Genomic DNA, 21,163 nt, shown 5'->3' with positions numbered 1-21,163 from the left:
TTCAGGGGTGTGTCCCTAAAAACGTTGGACAATTGAATGAAATAAGAGAGGAAGTATGTAATATAGTGTTGCTAAAACATAAACTATGTTCACTACAAAGTACAACCCTCTTCAAATTCTTTCGATTGGTCAAGAAGTAATTGCATTGGAAAGTTATGGAAGTATCACAAAGATAGCCAGACAATACAAAATTATTCGTAGCACTTGTTATAATTACAAGCAGATAGTGTCATTTTTATTAGAGAAATGGGGTTTGCTGGTCAAAAAGGAATGCCCCCCTGTTAGAATGGGAATAGAGTTGCTCATTCTTCAGGAGTACCTGCTTCATCATTCAAGCGTTAGTGGTATTATAAAATCGCTTCGACTTCGTGGATTAGGCGTGGGCAAAGGAGAAGTATCCTGTGTTATTCGCAAATTTGGTTCGGTTCTTCCCGCCTACGACACCTTGCCTCATGAGCTTACTGTTTATTTGGCAATAGACGAAACCTTTGAGGGGACTATTCCCTATTTAGTGATGATAGATAGCCGGACAGGCTACATATTATGCTTGGTGAAGGCAGATAACCGTAAATCGGAAACTTGGATTGGCTACTTGAAGTCTATTTTGGGGGATAGTGATTTAAAACGACTGAACATTTGTGCAGACTTTGCCACTCAAATTGGGTCGAGTTTAAAAGGGTTAGACCTTGTATTTCATGGCGATTTATTTCATTATTATCATGTCATCAGCAAGGAACTTGTTCGTCTAATGAATAAGTTCAAAAAAGCCTTTTCGACTTTGGAGAAATCCGAAAAAGTCTTGCGTCAGGCACAGAAAGCATTGGACGAACAACTGATCCCCGCCACGAAACACAAAGAAGCGGTACAAACGGCTATTCGAGAAGTAATGAATGCTCGAAACCAAGCCAATTTAGCGATGCAACAGTACGATAATGCTCAATTTTTATTGCAGGAAAGCCAAAACGCCTTTGCCTATTTTGATGAACATGGCAAGTGGGTTACCCACCTGCAAGCACGACAAATACTGAAAACTGTTTGTCAACTATTCAGAGAAATACCCGATAAGCAATTGCAAAAATCCGTAGACTTCTTTAAAAAACAAATACCTGCCGCAACCCAATATATTGCCGATATAGAAACCGAAGTGATGGACTTGCTTACGCCGGAAACAACTTGCGACCGGAACATCGCTTTTCTGTGGCAGGTAGAGGCTTGTATCTGCAAGCATCAGCACAAGACCCGGTGTTGTAAACAATATGCCCACCAAGTTTATCACCAACAGCAAGCCGAACAATGGAAAACGATGCTCATCCAACAAATCGGAGCAGAAAGAGCACAAACCATGTTGCAAAAATTACAATTACTTTTAACAAAAGCCAATCGCTCCTCTTCCATGATAGAAACCACTAACAGTCGCCTTAAACCTTTCTTACAGGCAGGAAGAGGGCAAATCAACCAAGAACGGTTAAATATTATACGACACTTTCTTAACCACAGCCCTTATGAGCGTAGCAGAGTAGATGACCACAAAGGATTTTCTCCATACCAACTCTTTTATCAGCAAAAAAACTATAAAAGCAACTGGTATAACTATCTTCCAAAAGAGTTGATGAAAAAATCAGCTTAGATTTGTTCGATGGTGATTTGTAATTAAAATAAATGACTGCCCGTAAACTATTGGCTGGGGCATAAGTATGTTTTTATAAACTGTCCAACATAAAAGGAGCGTTTTAGGGACACGCCTCAGTAGTGTTAATCATATTGTGTGAAACACTTATTATGCAACCAATACTACTAATGTTTGGTCGAAAAATGCAATTAAAAAATCCATCGGAGTCGATGTATCCTTTTATTTTTGCCGACATGTCAGAGAGGATTTTAGTTCTTTACAAACAGGACACTTTTTTACATCAAACCCTCTGACTGGCAACAATGTGTCATTATCACCGAATTAGTTATTTTGACCGGAATTTTCATTCCTTTCAAACAATAATTGCAATCGTTCTAAAAATGCCGCCGCTTAATTCAGATTGCCTTTCCCCTAATTTGTTAAACACTCAATTCAAATCATGTTTTTGTTGTAAAACATAGTTGGCTTTTATGGGTACTTTAATTGACTTATATGTTTGGTCTACAAGGTGTATTAGTAGTAATTTATACCTTTCTGAATGTTTTGTTGTAGTTTTTCTAAATCAATGCCATTCTTATAAAACCGAATTTTATTGAATAACCGTAACAGAATTTCTTTTGCCTGTGTGTCACTTCCGCTTATTGAAGCATAAGAGAATCTATAAATCAAGTCGTTTTGAACAAAGTCGAGAAAATAGGTCGCTTTTATTGGAGTAACAATATCGTCCGGTAAATTGGTAAATGGACTTTTGTACTTCCAAATGTTGATTGGAATATTATTTTGAATTAGCAATTCACTTATCGGGACAATTGTTAAGTTTAGTTCTTGTTTAAGGTATTCGGCTTCCCAATTCATATAGTTGCTCAAAATACTTTTCTCCTCGCTTCCAAAGTCTTCTTTCAAGGCTCTGTGAAACTCAAACCATACACCATTTTCTTTTAACGAAGGAAAATTTCTAAAGTCAACCTCCCCTTCTAATTCTAAGGTATGACTGTTTATTCCGTTGTTAAAGTAAAACAAAAAACCGTTAGCCGTTTTTACAATTCCTTTTTTGTCGGACTGTGCAGATGTATTGACAATAGAAAATAAGAACAAAACAAATGTTAGATATTTCATGGACTTACATTTTATTTATTTGCATTGTTTAAGTTTTGTATTTCTTTTAGGATAGTAAAAAGCAAATATTTGCAAAATACATGTGCGTTGCACTGGGTCTATATCACTAAACTGGGGGTCAATTTGACCGGAATGTTCAGGATAGCAGGATAGGTTGTCTTATTCACAGGATACCTTGTTGAATGGGTTTTTCTTCTCCCCAGGATTCGCATAACGCTTGTCCACTTCTTGCCGAATAAAGGGGTACTGCATTAACGGCATATCCATTACTTTTCTGGAACGCACGTCAATTTCTATGTCTTTACGCACATATTCAGGAGTATAACCCGAAGTGGTTTCCCAAATTTTAAAAAATTCATAAATGTCATTATAACAAGCACAATACTTCTCTAACTGTAGTACCATTTGATTATTGGCTGAAATTAATTTTATATTGTCAAATTTTTTAGTATCTATCTCTTTCAAGGTAGTTATATAAATACTTATCGATTTTTTTTCATAGTGGGTGTCAAAAGCAGATTTAGCTGCAACAAGGTTATCCACACTTGCTTCAAATTCATTTAAGGTACTTTCTTTGCTAACTAAATCCGGTTCGCTGGATATTTTTTTTAGTTCACTGATTTTAGTTTTAGTAGCACTGATTTTAGTTTTTACATCAGGTGCAAGAGGGTCTTGTTCTTTCAAGAGCTTGTCTATTTCAGCAAGCTCTTTTTGTACATAGTTGGCTATAAATTTATTAATATCGGAATTCTTATTTTTGATAGCTTCGTTCTCACTATTACAAGAATCAAGATCTTTTTTGAATTGATCGAGTTCATTTTTATTTTCCCTGCTTTCAGTTTTTAAACTGTCAATTTCTTTTTTTTGATTTGCAATTTGTTTTTCTTTAGATCCCAATTCGGATGTTTTCTTTGAATCTGATTGTTGCAATTTAACAATTTTTACGGAATCGGCTTTTATGCTTGTCCTTAATTGGCTAATTGCCTCTTCCTTTTTTTTCAAATCTGCTTCTAAACCAGCCACTTTTTTTTTCATGTCATCATAATTTTTTGCTTTCTGCTCTAATTTACTATTTCTTTCTTTATACTCATTTAACTCATTTGTAGCCTGTCTCTCTTTTTCAAAAAGATCACTAAACTGATCAGATAATTTTTCTTTCTTTTTTTTCAAATCATAGTATCCGGTGGTGTCATTCTGCAAACCTTTAATTTGTGCTTTCAAGTTTACAATAGTTAAACTATCCTTGTTCTGCGAAAGCAGCGTAGCTGAAAAGAGAAAGCAAAATAAAAATGCCGGGACAAAAGAAAAATATCGCATAAAATATTGTTGTGAGTTAACTATATGTTGCTATTTGCCATCAGTTACGGGTAAATCTTCGACTTGCTCTTCTACTGGCGGCGGTGGCTCAGTGTCGGTTTTACATTTGGTTATATAAAAAGTAAATGGTTGAAATTGAGTTTCACAATCATTACTTAAAGTCTTCATGATGCTTTCGTAGCGTATTTCTATCTCTTTATGTTTCTCCAATCTTTCTTTAAGTCTGCTGCAAGCAGCAACAACGGGAGTTTCGTTTCCTATGATGGGGTGTTCACATAGGGCATTGAGTTTGCTGAGGTAATGGGTTGTTATACTTTCGCTATACTCTTGAATACCTGTATATCCTTCAATGTCTTGGGTAAGTGTTGTAGTATTGGAAAGCACCATTTTTTCTATAATAGCGCGTTTTTTCTCGTTTTTAGTGTTGGCAATATAGGGGTTGAGTTTGATAGGGCCTTTGTCTGATAAATTATCTAATTCTATTAAATAGTTGCTTAAAATGCTTTCATCATATACATCGTCGTTAATTGCACTATTAACTGCATTTGCTTTATTATAGAAGTCATAAAACGCATTGCTGGCAACATACATGTCTTTTACATTCAACTGATAATCCGGTTTATTGTAATATCTCTTTAGTTCCTGATGAATGGGGCTAAGCTCATTTGGGTTCGTAGAATGAGCAAAAAAAGTTTGGGCGGCATTATTTAAGGTATTAATATAGGCAAGGTCGAGCCTTATCAACAAGTTTGTATTATTTGTTTCATCAAACAGTTTTTCGGTATATTCAAGTCCAATTTCGGTTTTAATGTTGTTGTATTCAGTTAGGTTGAGGGCTGCGTTTTCAAGGGCATCTATTTTTTCTACTACTTCTCTTACATAACGATTGCTTGTATCTACGGGAGGGGTGTAATAGCCCCCCCCCTCTGGTGGTACTATGCGCAACGCAAACTTAATTAACAAAAACACACCTGTTGCAAGCAGTAATACAGATAACAAAATTAGCGGCATTTTTTCTCTCATAGTTCAATCAATTTATTGGGTTTTGGGGTTTAAGCCAATCGCTGCCACAACTGTTAATAATAGCTGCATCAAGATGTTGTTTCTCACCATCTAAAAGGAGATTTCTGTTTGTAGTCAGTAATATATTTTTCGCAAAAAAACAGTCATTTCCGCTACTACGGAAATAATCGTTTTCAACAACCATGTTAAATTCAAGCAACCGTTTGTCTATTTTTATTTGTTTTTGTAGAGGTAGTAGCCCTAAAGTTGGAAGCATTTCGATATCTTTTTGATATTGCCACATTCTTTCTTCTGTTGTCTTGCTTGGATAGATGAGTGTACTTAGCTGCTCTAATTCCTGTGCTCTTATCACTGCTGGTTTTGTAGTACTGTCGGTGGGTTTTTGATTAGATGGAGGTGTAAGGATGGGAATTATTGAATTATGCACCCCAGCCTTAAACCACGAAAGAACGTGCCACTTCTGCACAACAAAAATACTTGTTGACAAAAGGAGTAGAGCTAATAAAATAAGTGGCATTTGTTCTCTCATAGTTCTCCAATTTTTAATTATTTTTGATTTGCAATCCAATCCGTCCCGCAAGGATTAACTAGAGCCTGCTTTAAAAAGTTTTCTTGATCTTGAGACAATACAGCCGACTTATTAGCCATATTCAAATTGGCTTTTGATTGCTGGCAATTTTTATTACTGCGCACTTCCAAATCGTTAATAACAACGTTCAGAAACTCATTTAACCTTTCTTGTATTTCTTCCTGTTTTACTGATGATAGCCCCGAATTTGGTAGTAATTCGAGATCTTTTTGAATATTTTTAATTCTATCCTCTGTTTTGCCAGACCTGCTTTGATAGGTAGTTTTACTTCTTCGCTCTAAATCCTGTGCTTGTGTGTCTGCATCTGCTGGTTTTGTAGTACTGTCGGTGGGTTTTTGATTAGATGGAGGTGTAAGGATGGGAATTATTGAATTATGCACCCCAGTCTCAAACCACGAAAGAACGTGCACTTCTGCACAACAAAAATACTTGTTGACAAAAGGAGTAGAGCTAATAAAATAAGTGGCATTTGTTCTCTCATAGTTCTCCAATTTTTAATTATTTTTGATTTGCAATCCAATCCGTCCCGCAAGGATTAACTTGAGCCTTCTTTTAAAAAGTTTTCTTGATCTTGAGACAATACAGCCGACTTATTAGCCATATTCAAATTGGCTCTTGATTGCTGGCAATTTTTATTATTGCGCACATCTTTATCGTTAATAACAACTTTCAGAAACTCATTTAACCTTTCTTTTATTTTTTCCTGTTTTTCTGATGATAGCCCCGAATTTGGTAGTAATTCGAGATCTTTTTGAATATTTTTAATTCTATCCTCTGTTTTGCCAGACCTGCTTTGATAGGTAGTTTTACTTCTTCGCTCTAAATCCTGTGCTTGTGTGTCTGCATCTGCTGGTTTTGTAGTACTGTCGGTGGGTTTTTGATTAGATGGAGGTGTAAGGATGGGAATTATTGAATTATGCACCCCAGTCTCAAACCACGAAAGAACGTGCCACTTCTGCACAACAAAAATACTTGTTGACAAAAGGAGTAGAGCTAATAAAATAAGTGGCATTTGTTCTCTCATAGTTCTCCAATTTTTAATTATTTTTGATTTGCAATCCAATCCGTCCCGCAAGGATTAACTTGAGCCTTCTTTAAAAAGTTTTCTTGATCTTGAGACAATACAGCCGACTTATTAGCCATATTCAAATTGGCTCTTGATTGCTGGCAATTTTTATTATTGCGCACATCTTTATCGTTAATAACAACTTTCAGAAACTCATTTAACCTTTCTTTTATTTTTTCCTGTTTTTCTGATGATAGCCCCGAATTTGGTAGTAATTCGAGATCTTTTTGAATACTTTTAATTCTATCCTCTGTTTTGCCAGACCTGCTTTTATAGATAGTTTTACTCCTTTGTTCTAATTCCTGTGTTGTAGTATTTGCTGTATGAGCTGGAGTTTTTGATTCCGATTGTTGTGAGGCAGGTACCTGTTGCTTTATACTCTTATTAATCTCTATCTTCCAACCATTTAATTTAGTTTCAGAAACAATTTCTTTCAACTTTTTATTAATCTCAGTAGTGTCTTTCAATATATTGTTCTTAATTTCATTCTCTAATCCACTTTTGTCATTTAATTTTAATCTGACTATTTCAATTTCACTCTTAATCGCAGATAAATTGGGAGGTAATGGTTGTTGAGAAAAACTTGGTTCGTTCAAGAGATCGTCCAAAGTTTTTATCATAAAACTACTTCTATTTTTTAGGAATTGAATGTTAGCTTCAAATACCTTTTCTTTTTTTTTACCTGAGAAATAATGCCATCCTAAATACGAAAATGCTAATAAAAATAAAACAGAACTTAACACTATCAAAATATTAGCAAATTTTTTGCTTTTAGGTTTGGGATCCTCCTTTTCTAAATTGATTGAAATATATTGTTGCGTAGTTGCATAGGATACTTTTTTTTCCACTTTTTTGTAACCTTTAACGGATACCTCAACTGATTGAACTTGGTCGGCTTCAGTTTTATCTATTTCTAATGGTGAGTTAATAAGAAATTTTTTTAAAATACTGCCATCTTTCTTGTGTACTATTACAAAGTCCCCCTCGCTCAATTTAACTAACAGACCTTTACATTGTAACTTCAATTCAATTTTTTGGGGAATGCTTTCTGTTGAGGTACTATTATTACCAGAAACCCCTTTTTCTCCATTTTGGGGTTTTGGTAGTTTGGTGAGCTCTGCTTTTCCGTTGTGTGCTACCTCTATCTCTTTATTTGTATAATCCTCTAAGGTTAAAGTTCCTTTTATTTTATTGCCTTCATTATAATAACCGGCAACGCTTATCTTGCCATCTGTAGTAGAGCGTCCTTTTTGATGTCCTTCAATGGTGAAAAGCACATTTTCTAAACCAGCTTTTGTATCTTTATCAAAAACAGTAAATACAAAATCCTCTTTCTTTTTTAGGAAAATTGTTATGACTTCAGGGTTGTTTTGGTCATTGATAGGATGGGTTTTTTCTATTTCCTCGTATCCGTTGTTGTTAAAGGTAATCTTAACACTTGTAGTTTGAACTTCTACCTCAAACTTTTCTCCACTTGTACGAGCAATACCATCAACTAACAACTTATAAGAGTGGGGTATGGCAGATTCTCCATCAACTAAATTTACAAAAACCGTTCTTTTTAATGGCCGAGGTTCTACTCCCTTTAACTCAATCACTTCAGATCCTATACCAGGTTTATCATTTCCTTCTTTAAGGAAAAAAATGGTTTTAAAATTGCTGAACTCTTCCAAAAAAGGATTGTCGAAAAATAGGTTTAATTTATTGTTTTCGTCATAGTAAATACAGGCATTATGTGTTTTGTTGGAGGAGCCGGTACTATCACCAATTGATTTTTTCAATTCATAGTGCTCAAGAACCTTTTCAAATAGTTGTGGGTTTTCAGATACGTCTAAAATTTTCCAATTTTCTTGATCAATATATTTCTCCTTGTATAGCTCATAAAATTCATTTAACAGTTCAACAGTTTTACCGGGCAACCAATAACTGATAGGCATAATAATGGAAATAGCAATATATCCTGCCCTGTTTGCCCAATCTGTAATTGAATTGTACCTGGTGTAAACCTTATAATTTTTTGCAAGTTCTATTGAATAGAAAACCTGTTTGGAGATTTTCAATTCATCAAGCATAATGATACCGCTCCGAACATCTTTTTCTTTTTGGGGTTTGATACTATCCTTAAAAGAGGGATCAATACCATTGCTACCGAAAAAGAACTCTAATCCTTTTTTAGTTCCCCATACAAACAATTGAATTTTGTTAGAAATCATATAGCTGATTTACTGTTTTTTTATGTGAACCAACTTTTTTTTGAAGGCTTAGTGCCAAAAGCAGACTGGATAATTATATTATATATTTCCTTAGAACTGGCAGGATGAAAATCAAAAGTTTGACTAAGCATAAACCTGCCTAAGCTAAAAGGGAAAATTCCACGGGTAAACTTATACTCTTTCCAATAATCATCAATGGTTCTCATGAGTGATTTATACTCTTGATTTAAGAATTTTTCAGCATTTGCAATATCTTCTACCCCTCCTGGTAGCAAATCGCATTTGGTAATGATGGTAAAAAGCCCATCCGTTTTACTAAGAATATCATTTACATTAAGCAATTGTACTATGATATCCAATTTTTGCGCCTGACTCGCAATTTCAGACTTATTAGAAGCGTTAATGTTAGCTTGGTAATCGAGTACCAAAAAAAATATTTTCCGGTTATCATTAGTCAAATAATTAACACCAATATCTTTAATGTCAAAACTAACAGAAGTGTTGTTGAATAATTCCCCACTCATTTCGATGATATTGACTTCTCTATCTATTTCACTATTACTTCGCAACTTTGCCGGAATATAATTAACTCCTTCCTGGGTAGTAGCTAATGGGGCATAGCCAATATCAACAGAATTAATCAATAAATCAGCATATTTCTTGCCAATAGGGTTTTCAACTTCTATTCTAATTAGCCCTTCCTTATAACAATAGTTTAAAAGACCGGCCAACATACAGGTTTTGCCGGAACCGGCAATTCCTAAAAAGTAAATATCCGTCCTGTTTAGGGGCACTGACTTCAAACCTTTCCAACCGGTTTGTAATTCTCCAAATTTTTCGCTCCATTGATTTGGCGGCTTTAAAAAGAGTTGTAACTTTTCTGCTGTTATAATGTGATTGTTTATCAAGTCATTTTCTGATAATTCACCTCTTTCAAGCATTCCTCTAATACCGATAGGAGTATATGAATCGGGGTTTTCAAGTAAGTTCCTGATATTTACCTTTTTCTTCTCCTGTATCTCCTCTTTTAACTTTGCCTTCAAATTATTGGCATCTGCTACATGCCTTCCATCCGGATACTCGCATAAATATTCCTCGTAGCTTTTAAACGTATTTTCCCTTTTGGCTTTTTGCCATATAGTATCCTCCCGTTCACGCTCAGTTATTTCTTCAATGCGCGTTTTAGCATCATTTAAGTATCGCCCTTCTGGATATTTTTTCTCATACTCCTTATAAAGTGCAATCGAATTTTGGTATTTTGCCTGTTTCCAAACCGAATCTTCTTCCAATTTAGCAGTGACAAAATCCTGCTTAACTTTTTCAAAATTGCCAGTTTCTTGCAATTCTTTAAATGTGACTATCTCATCATATATATAGCGGTAAAGATCTTCGGCCTTAATTTTTTTAATGTTGACAAGAATTTCGTTTTTTTTAGACATATTTATTGTTTTTTTTTAATCTATATTTTTCCAATATTGTCGCCCTTACCTATATAGATTCTCCCACTTCGTTGTTCCAATAAATATGGAGTTAAGATAAAAAAGTGTATGAGTAAGGCAAAGAGTATGGGCAGTACCCATCCTGGTTTGTATTTTTCTATTAACTCAAAGGGCGATGAAATAATACTTCCGCTTTGTGGTTGAAGGGGTGGGTAATTAAAGCTTTGCGCATTCCACTTTACGTTTGTATCGGGGCCTTTAAATGCTTTTTGTAACCGCTCAAGACGCTGTAAGGCTTCCTTATCTAAGTCGTCAAATGTTTTGCGAAGTTGTGTTCTGTTCCATGCAGTAAACACCTGTTTGTATTCCAGTAGCTTATTTGAATCTAAATTTTGGATTTGGGTCAATAATGCTAAAGCCGCAACTTCTCTAATGTTTAGAGCATTTTCAACATTACTATTTAAATTTCTAAAATCATTTACATTAACCCCATATTTTGCAAGCTCTGATTTTATTGGATAGTTATTGTTTTGGTTGTAGTTTGTGATGTGATTTTGCGCTTCTAATAGTAAATCTTGTTTAGTTTTTGCTACTTGAAGTTGGTACTGATTAACCATATCGCTCAGTACATCTACTTTGGCAATGCCATCGCTTACTATCTTATCCTTAAGAAAAAAATCTACATTCATAAAATGAAACATGGCAATAAAGCCTATGAGGGCTATTCCAAAATAGATAAACAATCCAATTCCTTCAGTCATTGTGAAGCCTTTGTCGATCTCCTTTTTTTTAGCACCGGCAATATAATAGACAATACCTCCCAATGCAAGCGTAAGTAGTAGTGCTATAGCAAAAGCAACGATGTCATTTCCTTTAAAAATATAGAGAATCCCAAAGTAAGACATGGCTATAAAAAGCAGCAATCCAAGTACAAACAAGAAATAACCTATGTATTCGGCAATTTTTTTCATCAAGACGTAAATTTAATTTAAACAGTTATGCAAATCTATATAAAAATATCAACGGCATCTTACTGCACCTTTACTAATTTAAAAAGAATTCGGTTTGCTTTAATTAATTTGTTTTCTGCAACGCACTGTGCATAACCTTCGCTGTCGGCTGCACAAGTAAAAGTATATTGGGTATAGAAGGTATTTGTGCCATCACAAAAAGCATCCTCAAGTTGGTTTACATCAAACTCATTGTTAATTACCTGCAAAGATAAGGGAGCTTTACATAAAGTGCCATCCGGTTCAAGAAGTGTAAGCAGCCCATTGCTTTGTGGTAGGAAGTCAAAAAATAAGGTAATCTTTTCACCTGCATCGTTGTGTAAATAAGAAGTGCTTCGCCACCTTCCCAAGCAAAAATCCAGATTGTCAATAACTTCCGGCATTCGCATAGTATCAATAGGCACTATATTTGGGCAGATCGTCCTCAATCTTTCAATCTCTGCCATCAGTTCGTCTATTTTGTTTTGTACATCAGCACAATTATCGTTAGGCGGGTTGATGTTAGGGTTGTCAATATTTGACAATGCTGTGCCTAATTGAAGCAAAGGTCCTATGTCAGAACTTAGCACTCGTCCGGTATTTACTAACAAGTTTTTTATATCTGATGGACTCATATCGGGTTTTATACTTCTTATCAAAGCTACTGCACCTGCTACAAGAGGTGCTGCCATGCTTGATCCGTCTAAGTATTCAAATTGTCCGTTTGGAATACTGCTGTAAATCTGTTGACCGGGTGCCGAAATGGAGGTAAAATCGCCATAATTGCTGAATGAAGCTTTTCGAAGAGAAAAGTTTACCGCAGACACTTTAATGGTATTAGCACTTCTTTGCATTGGGTCTAAGCCTGCTAATACATTATCGTTTCCTGCTGCTATTACCACCACCACATTGTTTTCCTGTGTCAGGTCAAACAGCTCATTCCAAAATGCTTCCTCGTCTTTCAATATGTTGGCAATCATATCGCGCTGAACACTCACAGGAAAGGTGGCTACCACAGGGCTAAATTTCATGCCCAAGGATAAGTTTATGACATCAACCTTTTGGTTAATGCCGTACAAAATAGCATCTACAATTGCAGTGCTGCTCATAATTCCCTTATTTGAACTCACTTGAATAGGAACAAATTTACAATCCGGTGCCACACCGGACACACCTGAATTATTATTCTTGTTACCTATTGCTAATCCTGCAACATGCGACCCATGAATAGATGCTTTGTAAGTAAAGACATCATTTGATCTATTGAGAGAATTTCGCTCGTATAAATGTCGCCCCGCAAGCTCAGGATGATTAAGGTCAAAACCATCATCTGCTATGGCTATTAAAACCGAATCTGAGCCATAAGTAGTGCTCCATGCTACGTTGGCCTGTATCACTTCAAGAAACCATGATTTTGAGGCATCTTGAAAACCTGGGTCAGATGGAGTAACGTCTCTTGTGAAAATACTCTCATGCCAAACCAACATATCAAATTCCGGAATTTTTTTCGGTATTTCTTTTATTAGTTGCTCTCTTTCAGAAGTAGGAATTTTAATTTGGATCAAGGAGATTAATGTGTCGTAGTAAATAATGGAGTATTGCTCATCGGGATAAGCTGTTTTAAATTTTACTGCAAAGGCCTCAATATCTTTGTTCGCCCCCTTCAGCGCAATATTTAACCGGTCGCCCGCTATAATTCGAAGACTATCTCCATCAATTGTCAACTCTGACGAATCAACCGGTACAACTAATCCGGGATTTTCGGGAAGATAAGTTATGGGGTTTTTGCATGTTTCAAATCTCGTTAACAAAAAAAGTATTAGCAGTAGTAGCAGTAACAGCAGCAGCCACCACCACCAATTGCACTTAAAAATGTCCCATCGTTTATTAGTGTTATCGGGAGGCAAATTGCTATTTTCATCTTTTTCTTTTTTTGTATCTCCATTTGTTTTGGCCTTATTAGAGCCATTTTCAGGAGGAATTGGTTCTGTTCCTTCAGCAGGACCTTCTGAACTAATACCTTTTTCATCATCAACCGGTTCTTCAATTATTCCCTCCTCGGTAGTGTCTCCTTCTGTGTTTTCTTCTTCAGATTCTTCATTTTTAGTCTCTACATCGCTAGGAAATTTTTCCCTACTGGGATCATCGTTTATATTATCAGGTTCTTCTGTATCTTGAGAAGTGTCTGCCTCCTCTTCTTCTGAGGACGGTTCCGTTTCGCGAGTGGCTTTGGTTTTGCTTCCTAATTCAAATGGAAATATTGGTGTAGGAGGGATGGATTTAAGCCCCCAATTTGTCAAAACAACTCTATCTCCATCGAAAAATATATGTTCATCACTAATTGAGGATAAACATTTTTTCAGCATTTCTGTCCATTCCTTATCTTCCTCATTACCAGAGTCCGAAAGAATAACTATAAATTGTTTTACCGACTCAACTTGTTCTTCAATTTTTTTTCTGTTGTCATTTTCTGCTTTTTCGCAAATTTCCTTGTAAGTGCTAAAGATAGTACCTTTGTCTTCGGTTCCCCATTTAAGTCCTTTAATGACTCCCCCTTTTTTATCCAGTATGGGTTGGGCAAAAAAATGTTCAAAACCTGCCCCTAATTTAGCTATTAAATACCCCCTCAATGGAGCATGCTTCTTGTATAAAGGCTGTTTATTCCAAAGTAATGCCTCATTGGTTTTTAATGTACTTGTTGCAAGTTGTTTGAATTTCATCATTTATAACATTTTACATAGGTGCGATATCGTTATCAAAAACAACATTTTGTATTTTTTGAAGCAATTGCCCTAATCTTTCATTTCCAAGTAAATCATAATTAGGGATATCGCAATTGGCAATGAAAGAGATATGCATTAGGTCTTGCCATTTTTTAATGTTATAGATGTTTGGGTATTTTTGAAGGGTTTCCCTGTTTAAATTAACTTTGCAAATTTCTTCATCATACCGACTCATTAAATCAAATAAATCCGACAAATCTTCATTGCCTGCTGTTTCTAAAGGTTCTGTTGAACTAAACTCTAAATTAAGTTTATCTTTTTCATTGGTCTCTTTAATCTTCTCAACCAATTCGTCACTATAAAATCCCCAACCCATTTGGGTTATAAAGTTATTTATAATAGCGGCACTCATATCTGCTATCATTTCTTCAGCTTTATCACTGGAATCATAGTTATCTACAAACTCTCTGAGGTTGTTTGCAATTCGTTCCGAAATTCTCAAATTTTTATAAGTTTCTTCTATGTTGTTCAGTAAACTCCCAAGAGAGTCTTCTGAAAAGCCGATACCTAAAACCTCGTGAAAATTATCTTTTTTAAGATATTTCTTAAACCACAAATCGCGAAGCGCGTCAGCAAGCAGGGTGGCATTATTTTTAATACTATCAATCACTTCATCTCCATAAAAAAGTACCTGCAAGTCTATGCCTTGATTTTTCATTTTTAACTCAGCTTCTTCAAGAGAACCCAAATGATATACCTTAGTAAGAGTGTTTAGGTTATCTTCATAAGATTTGTCAATGGTGCTGCCCAACCTGCTTCTAATTAAGGTATAGGCTTGCAGGTTGTTATTTTCAATAAATATTAGGTCATTGATCTTGTCTTTTAAAAAATTATAGATTTCTGCTTCGTCAATTAGAAATGCTTTAATAAATCTTCCAAAAGCATAAGGGTTTCTGGTAAAGCAAATATCCATGTCAAGTTTAATCTTTCCCGCTTGTTCTCCTGCTTTTCGAATGTTTTCACTTGCCTTTTCACTATGATAGTGTTTATTCATTTCTTTATGAAATTCCTTCTTCAATTTCCGAAGTCGTCTTACAAACTTATTAATTCTTGCTATGTTTCCGGATACTCTATTGAGGTTTTTTATGATTAACTCACTACCATCTTTGTTCAACTCCGCAGACTCCTTCCACATTTCTTCAGGATTGTCAAAATAGTTCTTAACAAATTCGTGCTTTAAAAATGATTGTTTCAGCTTTGGAAAATAATCAGGCATTTGGGGAGGAGGTATTAAGGCAACCTCTTTGCCATGTGTTACATATCCCGAATAAATCTGATTAGAGTATTCAAAGTCTCTAAGCAGGTAATTATTCTTAAAAAACGGACTCTCAAGAGACCAATTTTTATGCCAGTCAAAATTTTTGGTAACAATTTCGTCTTCAAAAATGGTGACAAATCTTTTAGTCCATTTAGAACTTAGCGAGTTCTCATTATCGTTAATTGAATTAAATGTTAAATCTCTGTTAAAAAAGGTATATATTACAAACAATGGGGGTAATTCAGTGTCTTTCAGAAACGCCGTTCTTTCTTCGGGCAATTGCCCAATGTATTCACTAATCCAACTATTTAGCAATACAGAAATTTCTGAAGTAGCTATTTGTTCATCATTATTGCAAAATAACAGATTCATGACTAAGTTGAGTCGTGAATATCTATTGAATATATAAGACACTTTACCCCGTAAAACCATTTGCCCGATATGCTCTTTTCCAATTTTGGCTTCTATATTAGTCAGACGGCCTCTGGCACCCGGAAAATCCAATAAATCTGAATGGCTCAAAAAAGATTTAGTCTTTTCAAGTTCTTGATCAAGAGGTAGGACTAACTCTTCAATAAGCGAGCACAAATGGTTTTTCCTTATGGAAAAAGTCTTATTACTATTTGGCTCAAAAAACTGCACATCGGGCAACCAGTCGCTTTTAGAAACATCTGCAAACACAGGTTCTTCACCCAATTCTTTAAGTCTATCTACATGCAGAATGGTACCATGCGTTCTTAAAATAGACCTGAACTCAGCATAAATAATTTTGGCAAACTTTATTTTGTGCAATTCATTAATCAGGGCATTGAATATATTGCTGATGTACTCATTTTTACACCATAAAATATGGAAGACCATGTTCCATTTATCCACTCCTAATTTGTTGATACCGGCAGCCGTAATTTGCCAAAATCCTGAATGAATAATATCTCTGCATTTATCCGGGAAATTTGTTGATAAGTATTCCTTAATTTCCATGACATCATCTTCTGACAAATAATCTTGTTTTTCAGTAGAAGACTTAATATAGGACAGAGTAGTTTCTAAATAGCTTGCTATATCATCGGATGTAGGCAGGTTACTATGGCTAGTTAAGTCGCGATAATAGGTGTCGCATAAAATTAGGATGATATCTTTCGGACTAAGGAGTTTCATTTTAATTGAATATTCTTTGTTCGGCAATTCACTATTAGTTGTAAACCGCGTTACCATACTTGTAGCTTCTACTTTATCCCCTTTAGGATTTATATCCTTCAAAAAATCATATTTTTTGCCGGTGCTTTGATCAGTAATCCAAAGCGGTTGCCCTTCAATGCTAAGTAAGTTTTTTATCAAATAAGACTTACCCACCTGGCTTAATCCATATAAGGCTGCAGAAGGGTTTTCCACTAATGCATAATGTAATCTATTGACTTCTCTTCGTATAGATTTTAATTTTTCGCTACTATGCTTTGCTAGTTCCGGCTTCAAAAATGCCTCAGCCCATTTCACCGCCTCATTGATTTCAGCCAAAAAGTTATCAGCTATTTTTACTACACTTTCAACTTGTTCTTTGGTGTAATTTTTCATTTCCAATTAGTTTTTTGAAATACGATTTAGGTTATCTGGCTTCAACTTTGAGTAAAAATTCTCCACTATCCAGCCAATACCCTTCGTCTTCCACAATCGTCTTGATTTTTAATTTAATAAAAGACTTTTGTATCAAGTTACCTTCTTTATCCTCAATAGATTCTATCTTCAGTATCTCTTTGTTGTCATGATATTCTCTGGACAGAGATACACGATAGGGCATCCTGTTTTTTAGGTTTATAATATACTTTTCTACTTCCTCCTTTTTTCGATTGTCCTCAAAGTTAGGGTTTTTTGATACTACAAATTTCTTTATTTCCTCCCAATTTAATTCAAGTAAGTAGATTGGTCGGGAAGGATAAAATTCTGCCAACAGTCGTTTAAATCCAAAGGTTGTGGGGAGGCTATGAATTAAGATAATCTTTCTGTTTACATCAGGGCTGAGAAAAATATCATCGACCCTGTTTAGTTGTCTGTTAAAAACGCCAAAATACTCTGCTGTAGAAGTAAGAGTAGTTTTCATTAAGTCCAAATTAATTCTGAAATTATTCAGCAAATCCAATCTGCCTCCTAATAAAGAAATTGCTGCTCCAACTGCAACCAAAGATTTTGAATCCTTATTTTCGAAATAGCCGTTTTGATCTTGAAACGGATACCATCTGCCAACCCAATAATTCGATAAAGAGATGATCTTGTCAGGTGATACGGGGTAAAATTTCAGAAATAAATCTTGTATGATGGTAAATTTTGTCGGCCGTCCCGCCAATAAGATAAAATCGCATCTCATAGCATGAAGCAAAATGCTAAGTTGTTTTATAAGTGGCTCAAATTTTCTTTCTACAATATCATGAACACGTTGTGAAGAGAGCTTCCAACGTATATCTTCAAACTTAAAGCCGAAATGGCTTTCAAAGGCAATCAATAAGTCTTTATTGGGTTTATTTACAGGAAAAAACATTTCATAAGTGTAGATGGTATCCTCTAAATTTTGTTGAGCATGTTCAAGATATTTTTCAGCAACCGGTATCGCTATTTGAGTATTAAACACATGTCGAATTTGCTTGCTTGTACTATCCATGACGTTCCATGTGTCAAGTCCGAAAAAGCTGTTCAATTTCCGCTCAATATTTTCAACTCCTTTTTCTAATGCATAGTTCTGAATAACTCCGGTACATCCTCTGAACTTTTCGTTTTCTATTCTTCCTTCTATGATAATCTGTTGTATAACTTCTTTCAATAAGTCATCACCTGCTAAGTTGAAACTTTCCCAGTACAACGGATATGGTGTAATTACAGCGGTTCCACCATCGCCATACATGTAGCTGCATATCATTAGGTCAGTCGTACCTCCGCCAATATCTATAGAACCTATAGTAATGGATTTTTTCTCATAATTAGGCAAATCTCTTCGATATTTCCCATATAAATTGAAGAAACGGTTGCAATCATTGAGATAACGCTTCGCAATCTCTGCATAGATAAATACTAATTGACTACAAGTAGCCTCATCATACATCCAATCCCTTTTTGTGTCGGCATTTTGGTCCCCTTTTTTGAGGTCTTTTATAGAGGGGATTATTTCAATTTTTTGTTTGTCATCTTCTTCCTTATATTCCAAATTAAAAGTTTTGCTGTAGTATCGGCTAAGTGCAATCGCGGCAAAATGAGCAGACTCTCTCAAGCGTATTTGTTCTTCCAAAACCATTCCTGTCGGACACGTAATCACTACACGCCTCAATCTACGTGCAACTGTTACATTCCCGTGTGCAAACTTAAATTCATGGGAATTAATTTGGGAAAGTGCGTGGATAAAAATTTCTATAAAAACAAAAGTCATTAGCGAACGCCTTGAAAAGTTATTGCTATTTCCGAAGCCTGTTGCTTTTGAAAAGCTGCCATCTTTTGCAAATTGCTGTGAGATGCCCTCAATCCAAAGAGAACTATCTAAATCAGTGTCAATATCACCTGTTTTAATCAGTTCCCATTGTGAATTTACACATTCAGTGTCCCATAAATATCTTTTAGGGCTTGAATGATTTGTTACTAATTCAGCAGCGTCCACACTAATCGCATTCGTTGAATGATAAATCAATCTGTGCGCTTCTTCTCCAATTCTGATAAAACTTGGCCATTGAAACCGCGAACTGCCATAACCCATCTCTCCAATATCTCCAAAATTGCATTTGTGAAAGACCAGCCTCATTGAAAAAGGGGAATCATAGCTCAGTTCAGCATTAGATAAGTCCTGTATAATAAGTCTTTTGACATTATTGAACTCAAAAGTTCTATCATCTCTTGGATGTTCAAACAAAACACCACAGGTATTTGAATTCCCAATATCCAAAATTAAATCTACATCTATTGAATTACTCAAATCATTTGGGTAAAGTTCGACACCGGGAATTTTTCCTGACTCTGATAGGTACTTGATAAAGTATATATACCAACCTATGTACTTGGTTGAAGGAAAATCCGTCGGAACTTTATCCTCGTTTCCATAAATCAATTTAGCAATATAATTGCGTACCCATTCACAGTTATACTTGTCATTAGTATAGTTTAGTAACAAGTCTAAGTCTTTACATAAACCATATTTTTTGTGCGTCTCTTCTAACAAAGGTCCTTCCTTGTCATTATCTGTTGACGTATCAAATACAAGTATCGCCTCGTATGATTTGTTTTTATTGATAGAATTCTTTGGAATTAATTTCAATCGACACCAATTTATTGGCCCAAATTGAAAATTGTCTGCATCATCTTGTTCAAAATAAGGTATGGGCAGCCATTTATTTTCAAAATGAGTAAGAGCTGTATTAACTTCATTAATGGAATAACAATCTGTTTCTTCATCTAAAGTAGGTAACGTGGAAATATCAATGAGATCAATCAATACCTCGCCGTCAATTATATAACCATCTTCTGCTAACTTTTTTTTGCTGACCCAACATTCAAAATCAGCAAGGTGTATAGCAAATTCCAGCCCAACTATAATATTTTCCGGATCAAAAAACTCATAAAACCCAATGTTTGGTATCAGCCGTTCATTAAGGTTAATAGAAAAATTAAACTTGTAAAATTGTATGCCCGAATTAGCAATTAGTTGTAATTTATCCATAAGTAGCTATTTGTTTGTTCAACCTAACATGAGTACTTTTAGGTAACTATATAAATGAGTTAATAACAATGATAGATTAAGTTAATTTTCAACACTAGTGAGGACTATATCCACAAATTTAAATTGCTACCAACAACCCCAACACAAAGTAAATTAATATTGGTAGGTTATATCAATTTATTCACTATTATTTTATGGCGGCTCAAATTTAAATATTTGTTTTTTAAATCAAAAATAATTCCCCCCCAAAATTTAAAAAAATTATTGGACGTTTGATTCATTTCAACCTCTCCACATCAAAACACACCACTCCAAAACAAAGGCCTGTTTTTGGAACGAATCAAGTCTGTTTTTGCTTTTCACAACGCACTTCCGTAGGGCATTCCTTCTAAAACATAGCTGAAAAACAGTTTTGCGAGTTGGCTGCTTTGCAGATCATATACTTTATAGAGGGTAAATACTATCGGACTAATATAGCCCGATTAACCGATGTTTGGTTCATCGGGTGAAAGATGATTCCGGTTAGCTCAAGGCGTGATTTTTTAAAATCGGCGTGTGCGGCTTTGTGTCTGTAATGGTTGTTCCTGTTAAATCAATATATGGTTTTGTAGTAGTTTTTAGCCTGACATCTAAATGGGGCTTATGCGTAAATTAATTGCACATACACAGCCAAATTTAGCTACCTACACACAACTCACAATTCACAAATATACAACAAACCAACAAAAAACATTTTACACAACAAATACCCCCTCCCCTTCCCAAGGCAAGGCATTTTTGGCAACAAACTCCACCATTATCAAATTGTTACCGAACCATAAACTGAAAAGGATCAAACCATTCGCTAAATCCTTTCGTGCTAAAGGTGCGGGTTTGAAACCAATAAAGTCTGCCGGGGGTTAGTCCGGTTAAATAGAACGTGGCTTTTGTTTGAGTGGAAACTCAGTCCACATGGTGTTGGGTATCAAAGAATCGGGGGCGAAACGGATTTGATTTTGAAAGGAGTTTGCCATTTTATTTGATTTAATAATAGCCTCTCGGTGTGTCCCTAAA

13 protein-coding genes are annotated in these 21,163 nt (G+C 35.3%); 1 reads left to right on the top strand and 12 read right to left on the bottom strand.

The window, feature by feature from the left end; genetic code table 11:
* The first annotated feature begins 85 nt into the window (after positions 1–85).
* Entirely contained in the window at positions 86–1,627 is a 1,542-nt protein-coding gene (locus IPM47_12015) for a hypothetical protein (GenBank protein QQS27610.1), read from the top strand.
* A 516-nt stretch (positions 1,628–2,143) separates the two neighbouring features.
* Here IPM47_12015 and IPM47_12010 read toward each other — a convergent pair.
* From IPM47_12010 to IPM47_11955, 12 genes are all read right to left on the bottom strand, one after another.
* The gene (locus IPM47_12010) at positions 2,144–2,746 is read right to left on the bottom strand and encodes a hypothetical protein (GenBank protein ID QQS27609.1); all 603 of its coding nucleotides are present in this window, start codon (positions 2,744–2,746) and stop codon (positions 2,144–2,146) included.
* Positions 2,747–2,905: 159 nt separating this feature from the next.
* Positions 2,906–3,967: a hypothetical protein gene (locus IPM47_12005; protein ID QQS27608.1), complete on the bottom strand. Its 1,062-nt coding sequence runs from the start codon at positions 3,965–3,967 to the stop codon at positions 2,906–2,908.
* A 126-nt stretch (positions 3,968–4,093) separates the two neighbouring features.
* Positions 4,094–5,086 carry a hypothetical protein gene (locus IPM47_12000; GenBank protein QQS27607.1) on the bottom strand — a complete coding sequence of 331 codons (993 nt, stop codon included), beginning with the start codon at positions 5,084–5,086 and terminating at the stop codon, positions 4,094–4,096.
* Positions 5,087–5,093: 7 nt separating this feature from the next.
* On the bottom strand, positions 5,094–5,615 hold the full coding sequence (locus IPM47_11995) for a hypothetical protein (GenBank protein QQS27606.1): 522 nt from the start codon (positions 5,613–5,615) through the stop codon (positions 5,094–5,096).
* 17 nt (positions 5,616–5,632) lie between these two features.
* Positions 5,633–6,166, bottom strand: coding sequence for a hypothetical protein (locus tag IPM47_11990; protein ID QQS27605.1), 534 nt, complete (start codon positions 6,164–6,166; stop codon positions 5,633–5,635).
* A gap of 44 nt (positions 6,167–6,210) precedes the next feature.
* Positions 6,211–6,699, bottom strand: coding sequence for a hypothetical protein (locus IPM47_11985; protein QQS27604.1), 489 nt, complete (start codon positions 6,697–6,699; stop codon positions 6,211–6,213).
* 17 nt (positions 6,700–6,716) lie between these two features.
* A complete protein-coding gene (locus IPM47_11980) occupies positions 6,717–8,954 on the bottom strand; it encodes a hypothetical protein (protein QQS27603.1) in 2,238 nt (745 codons plus the stop codon).
* A 20-nt stretch (positions 8,955–8,974) separates the two neighbouring features.
* Positions 8,975–10,393: a hypothetical protein gene (locus IPM47_11975; GenBank protein ID QQS27602.1), complete on the bottom strand. Its 1,419-nt coding sequence runs from the start codon at positions 10,391–10,393 to the stop codon at positions 8,975–8,977.
* A 20-nt stretch (positions 10,394–10,413) separates the two neighbouring features.
* Entirely contained in the window at positions 10,414–11,364 is a 951-nt protein-coding gene (locus IPM47_11970; protein QQS27601.1) for a hypothetical protein, read from the bottom strand.
* A 59-nt stretch (positions 11,365–11,423) separates the two neighbouring features.
* Positions 11,424–14,105: a S8 family serine peptidase gene (locus tag IPM47_11965; GenBank protein ID QQS27600.1), complete on the bottom strand. Its 2,682-nt coding sequence runs from the start codon at positions 14,103–14,105 to the stop codon at positions 11,424–11,426.
* Between the two features lie 10 nt (positions 14,106–14,115).
* Positions 14,116–16,995, bottom strand: coding sequence for a hypothetical protein (locus tag IPM47_11960; protein QQS27599.1), 2,880 nt, complete (start codon positions 16,993–16,995; stop codon positions 14,116–14,118).
* Between the two features lie 31 nt (positions 16,996–17,026).
* Complete coding sequence (locus IPM47_11955) at positions 17,027–20,110, bottom strand: virulence factor SrfB (protein QQS27598.1); 3,084 nt, start codon at positions 20,108–20,110, stop codon at positions 17,027–17,029.
* Positions 20,111–21,163 lie beyond the last annotated feature (1,053 nt).

The sequence above is a fragment of the Sphingobacteriales bacterium genome, assembly GCA_016700115.1.
Lineage (GTDB): Bacteria > Bacteroidota > Bacteroidia > Chitinophagales > UBA2359 > UBA2359.
The sequence above is the reverse complement of the archived record's forward strand: the minus strand, read 5'-3'. Positions and strand labels throughout refer to the sequence as shown.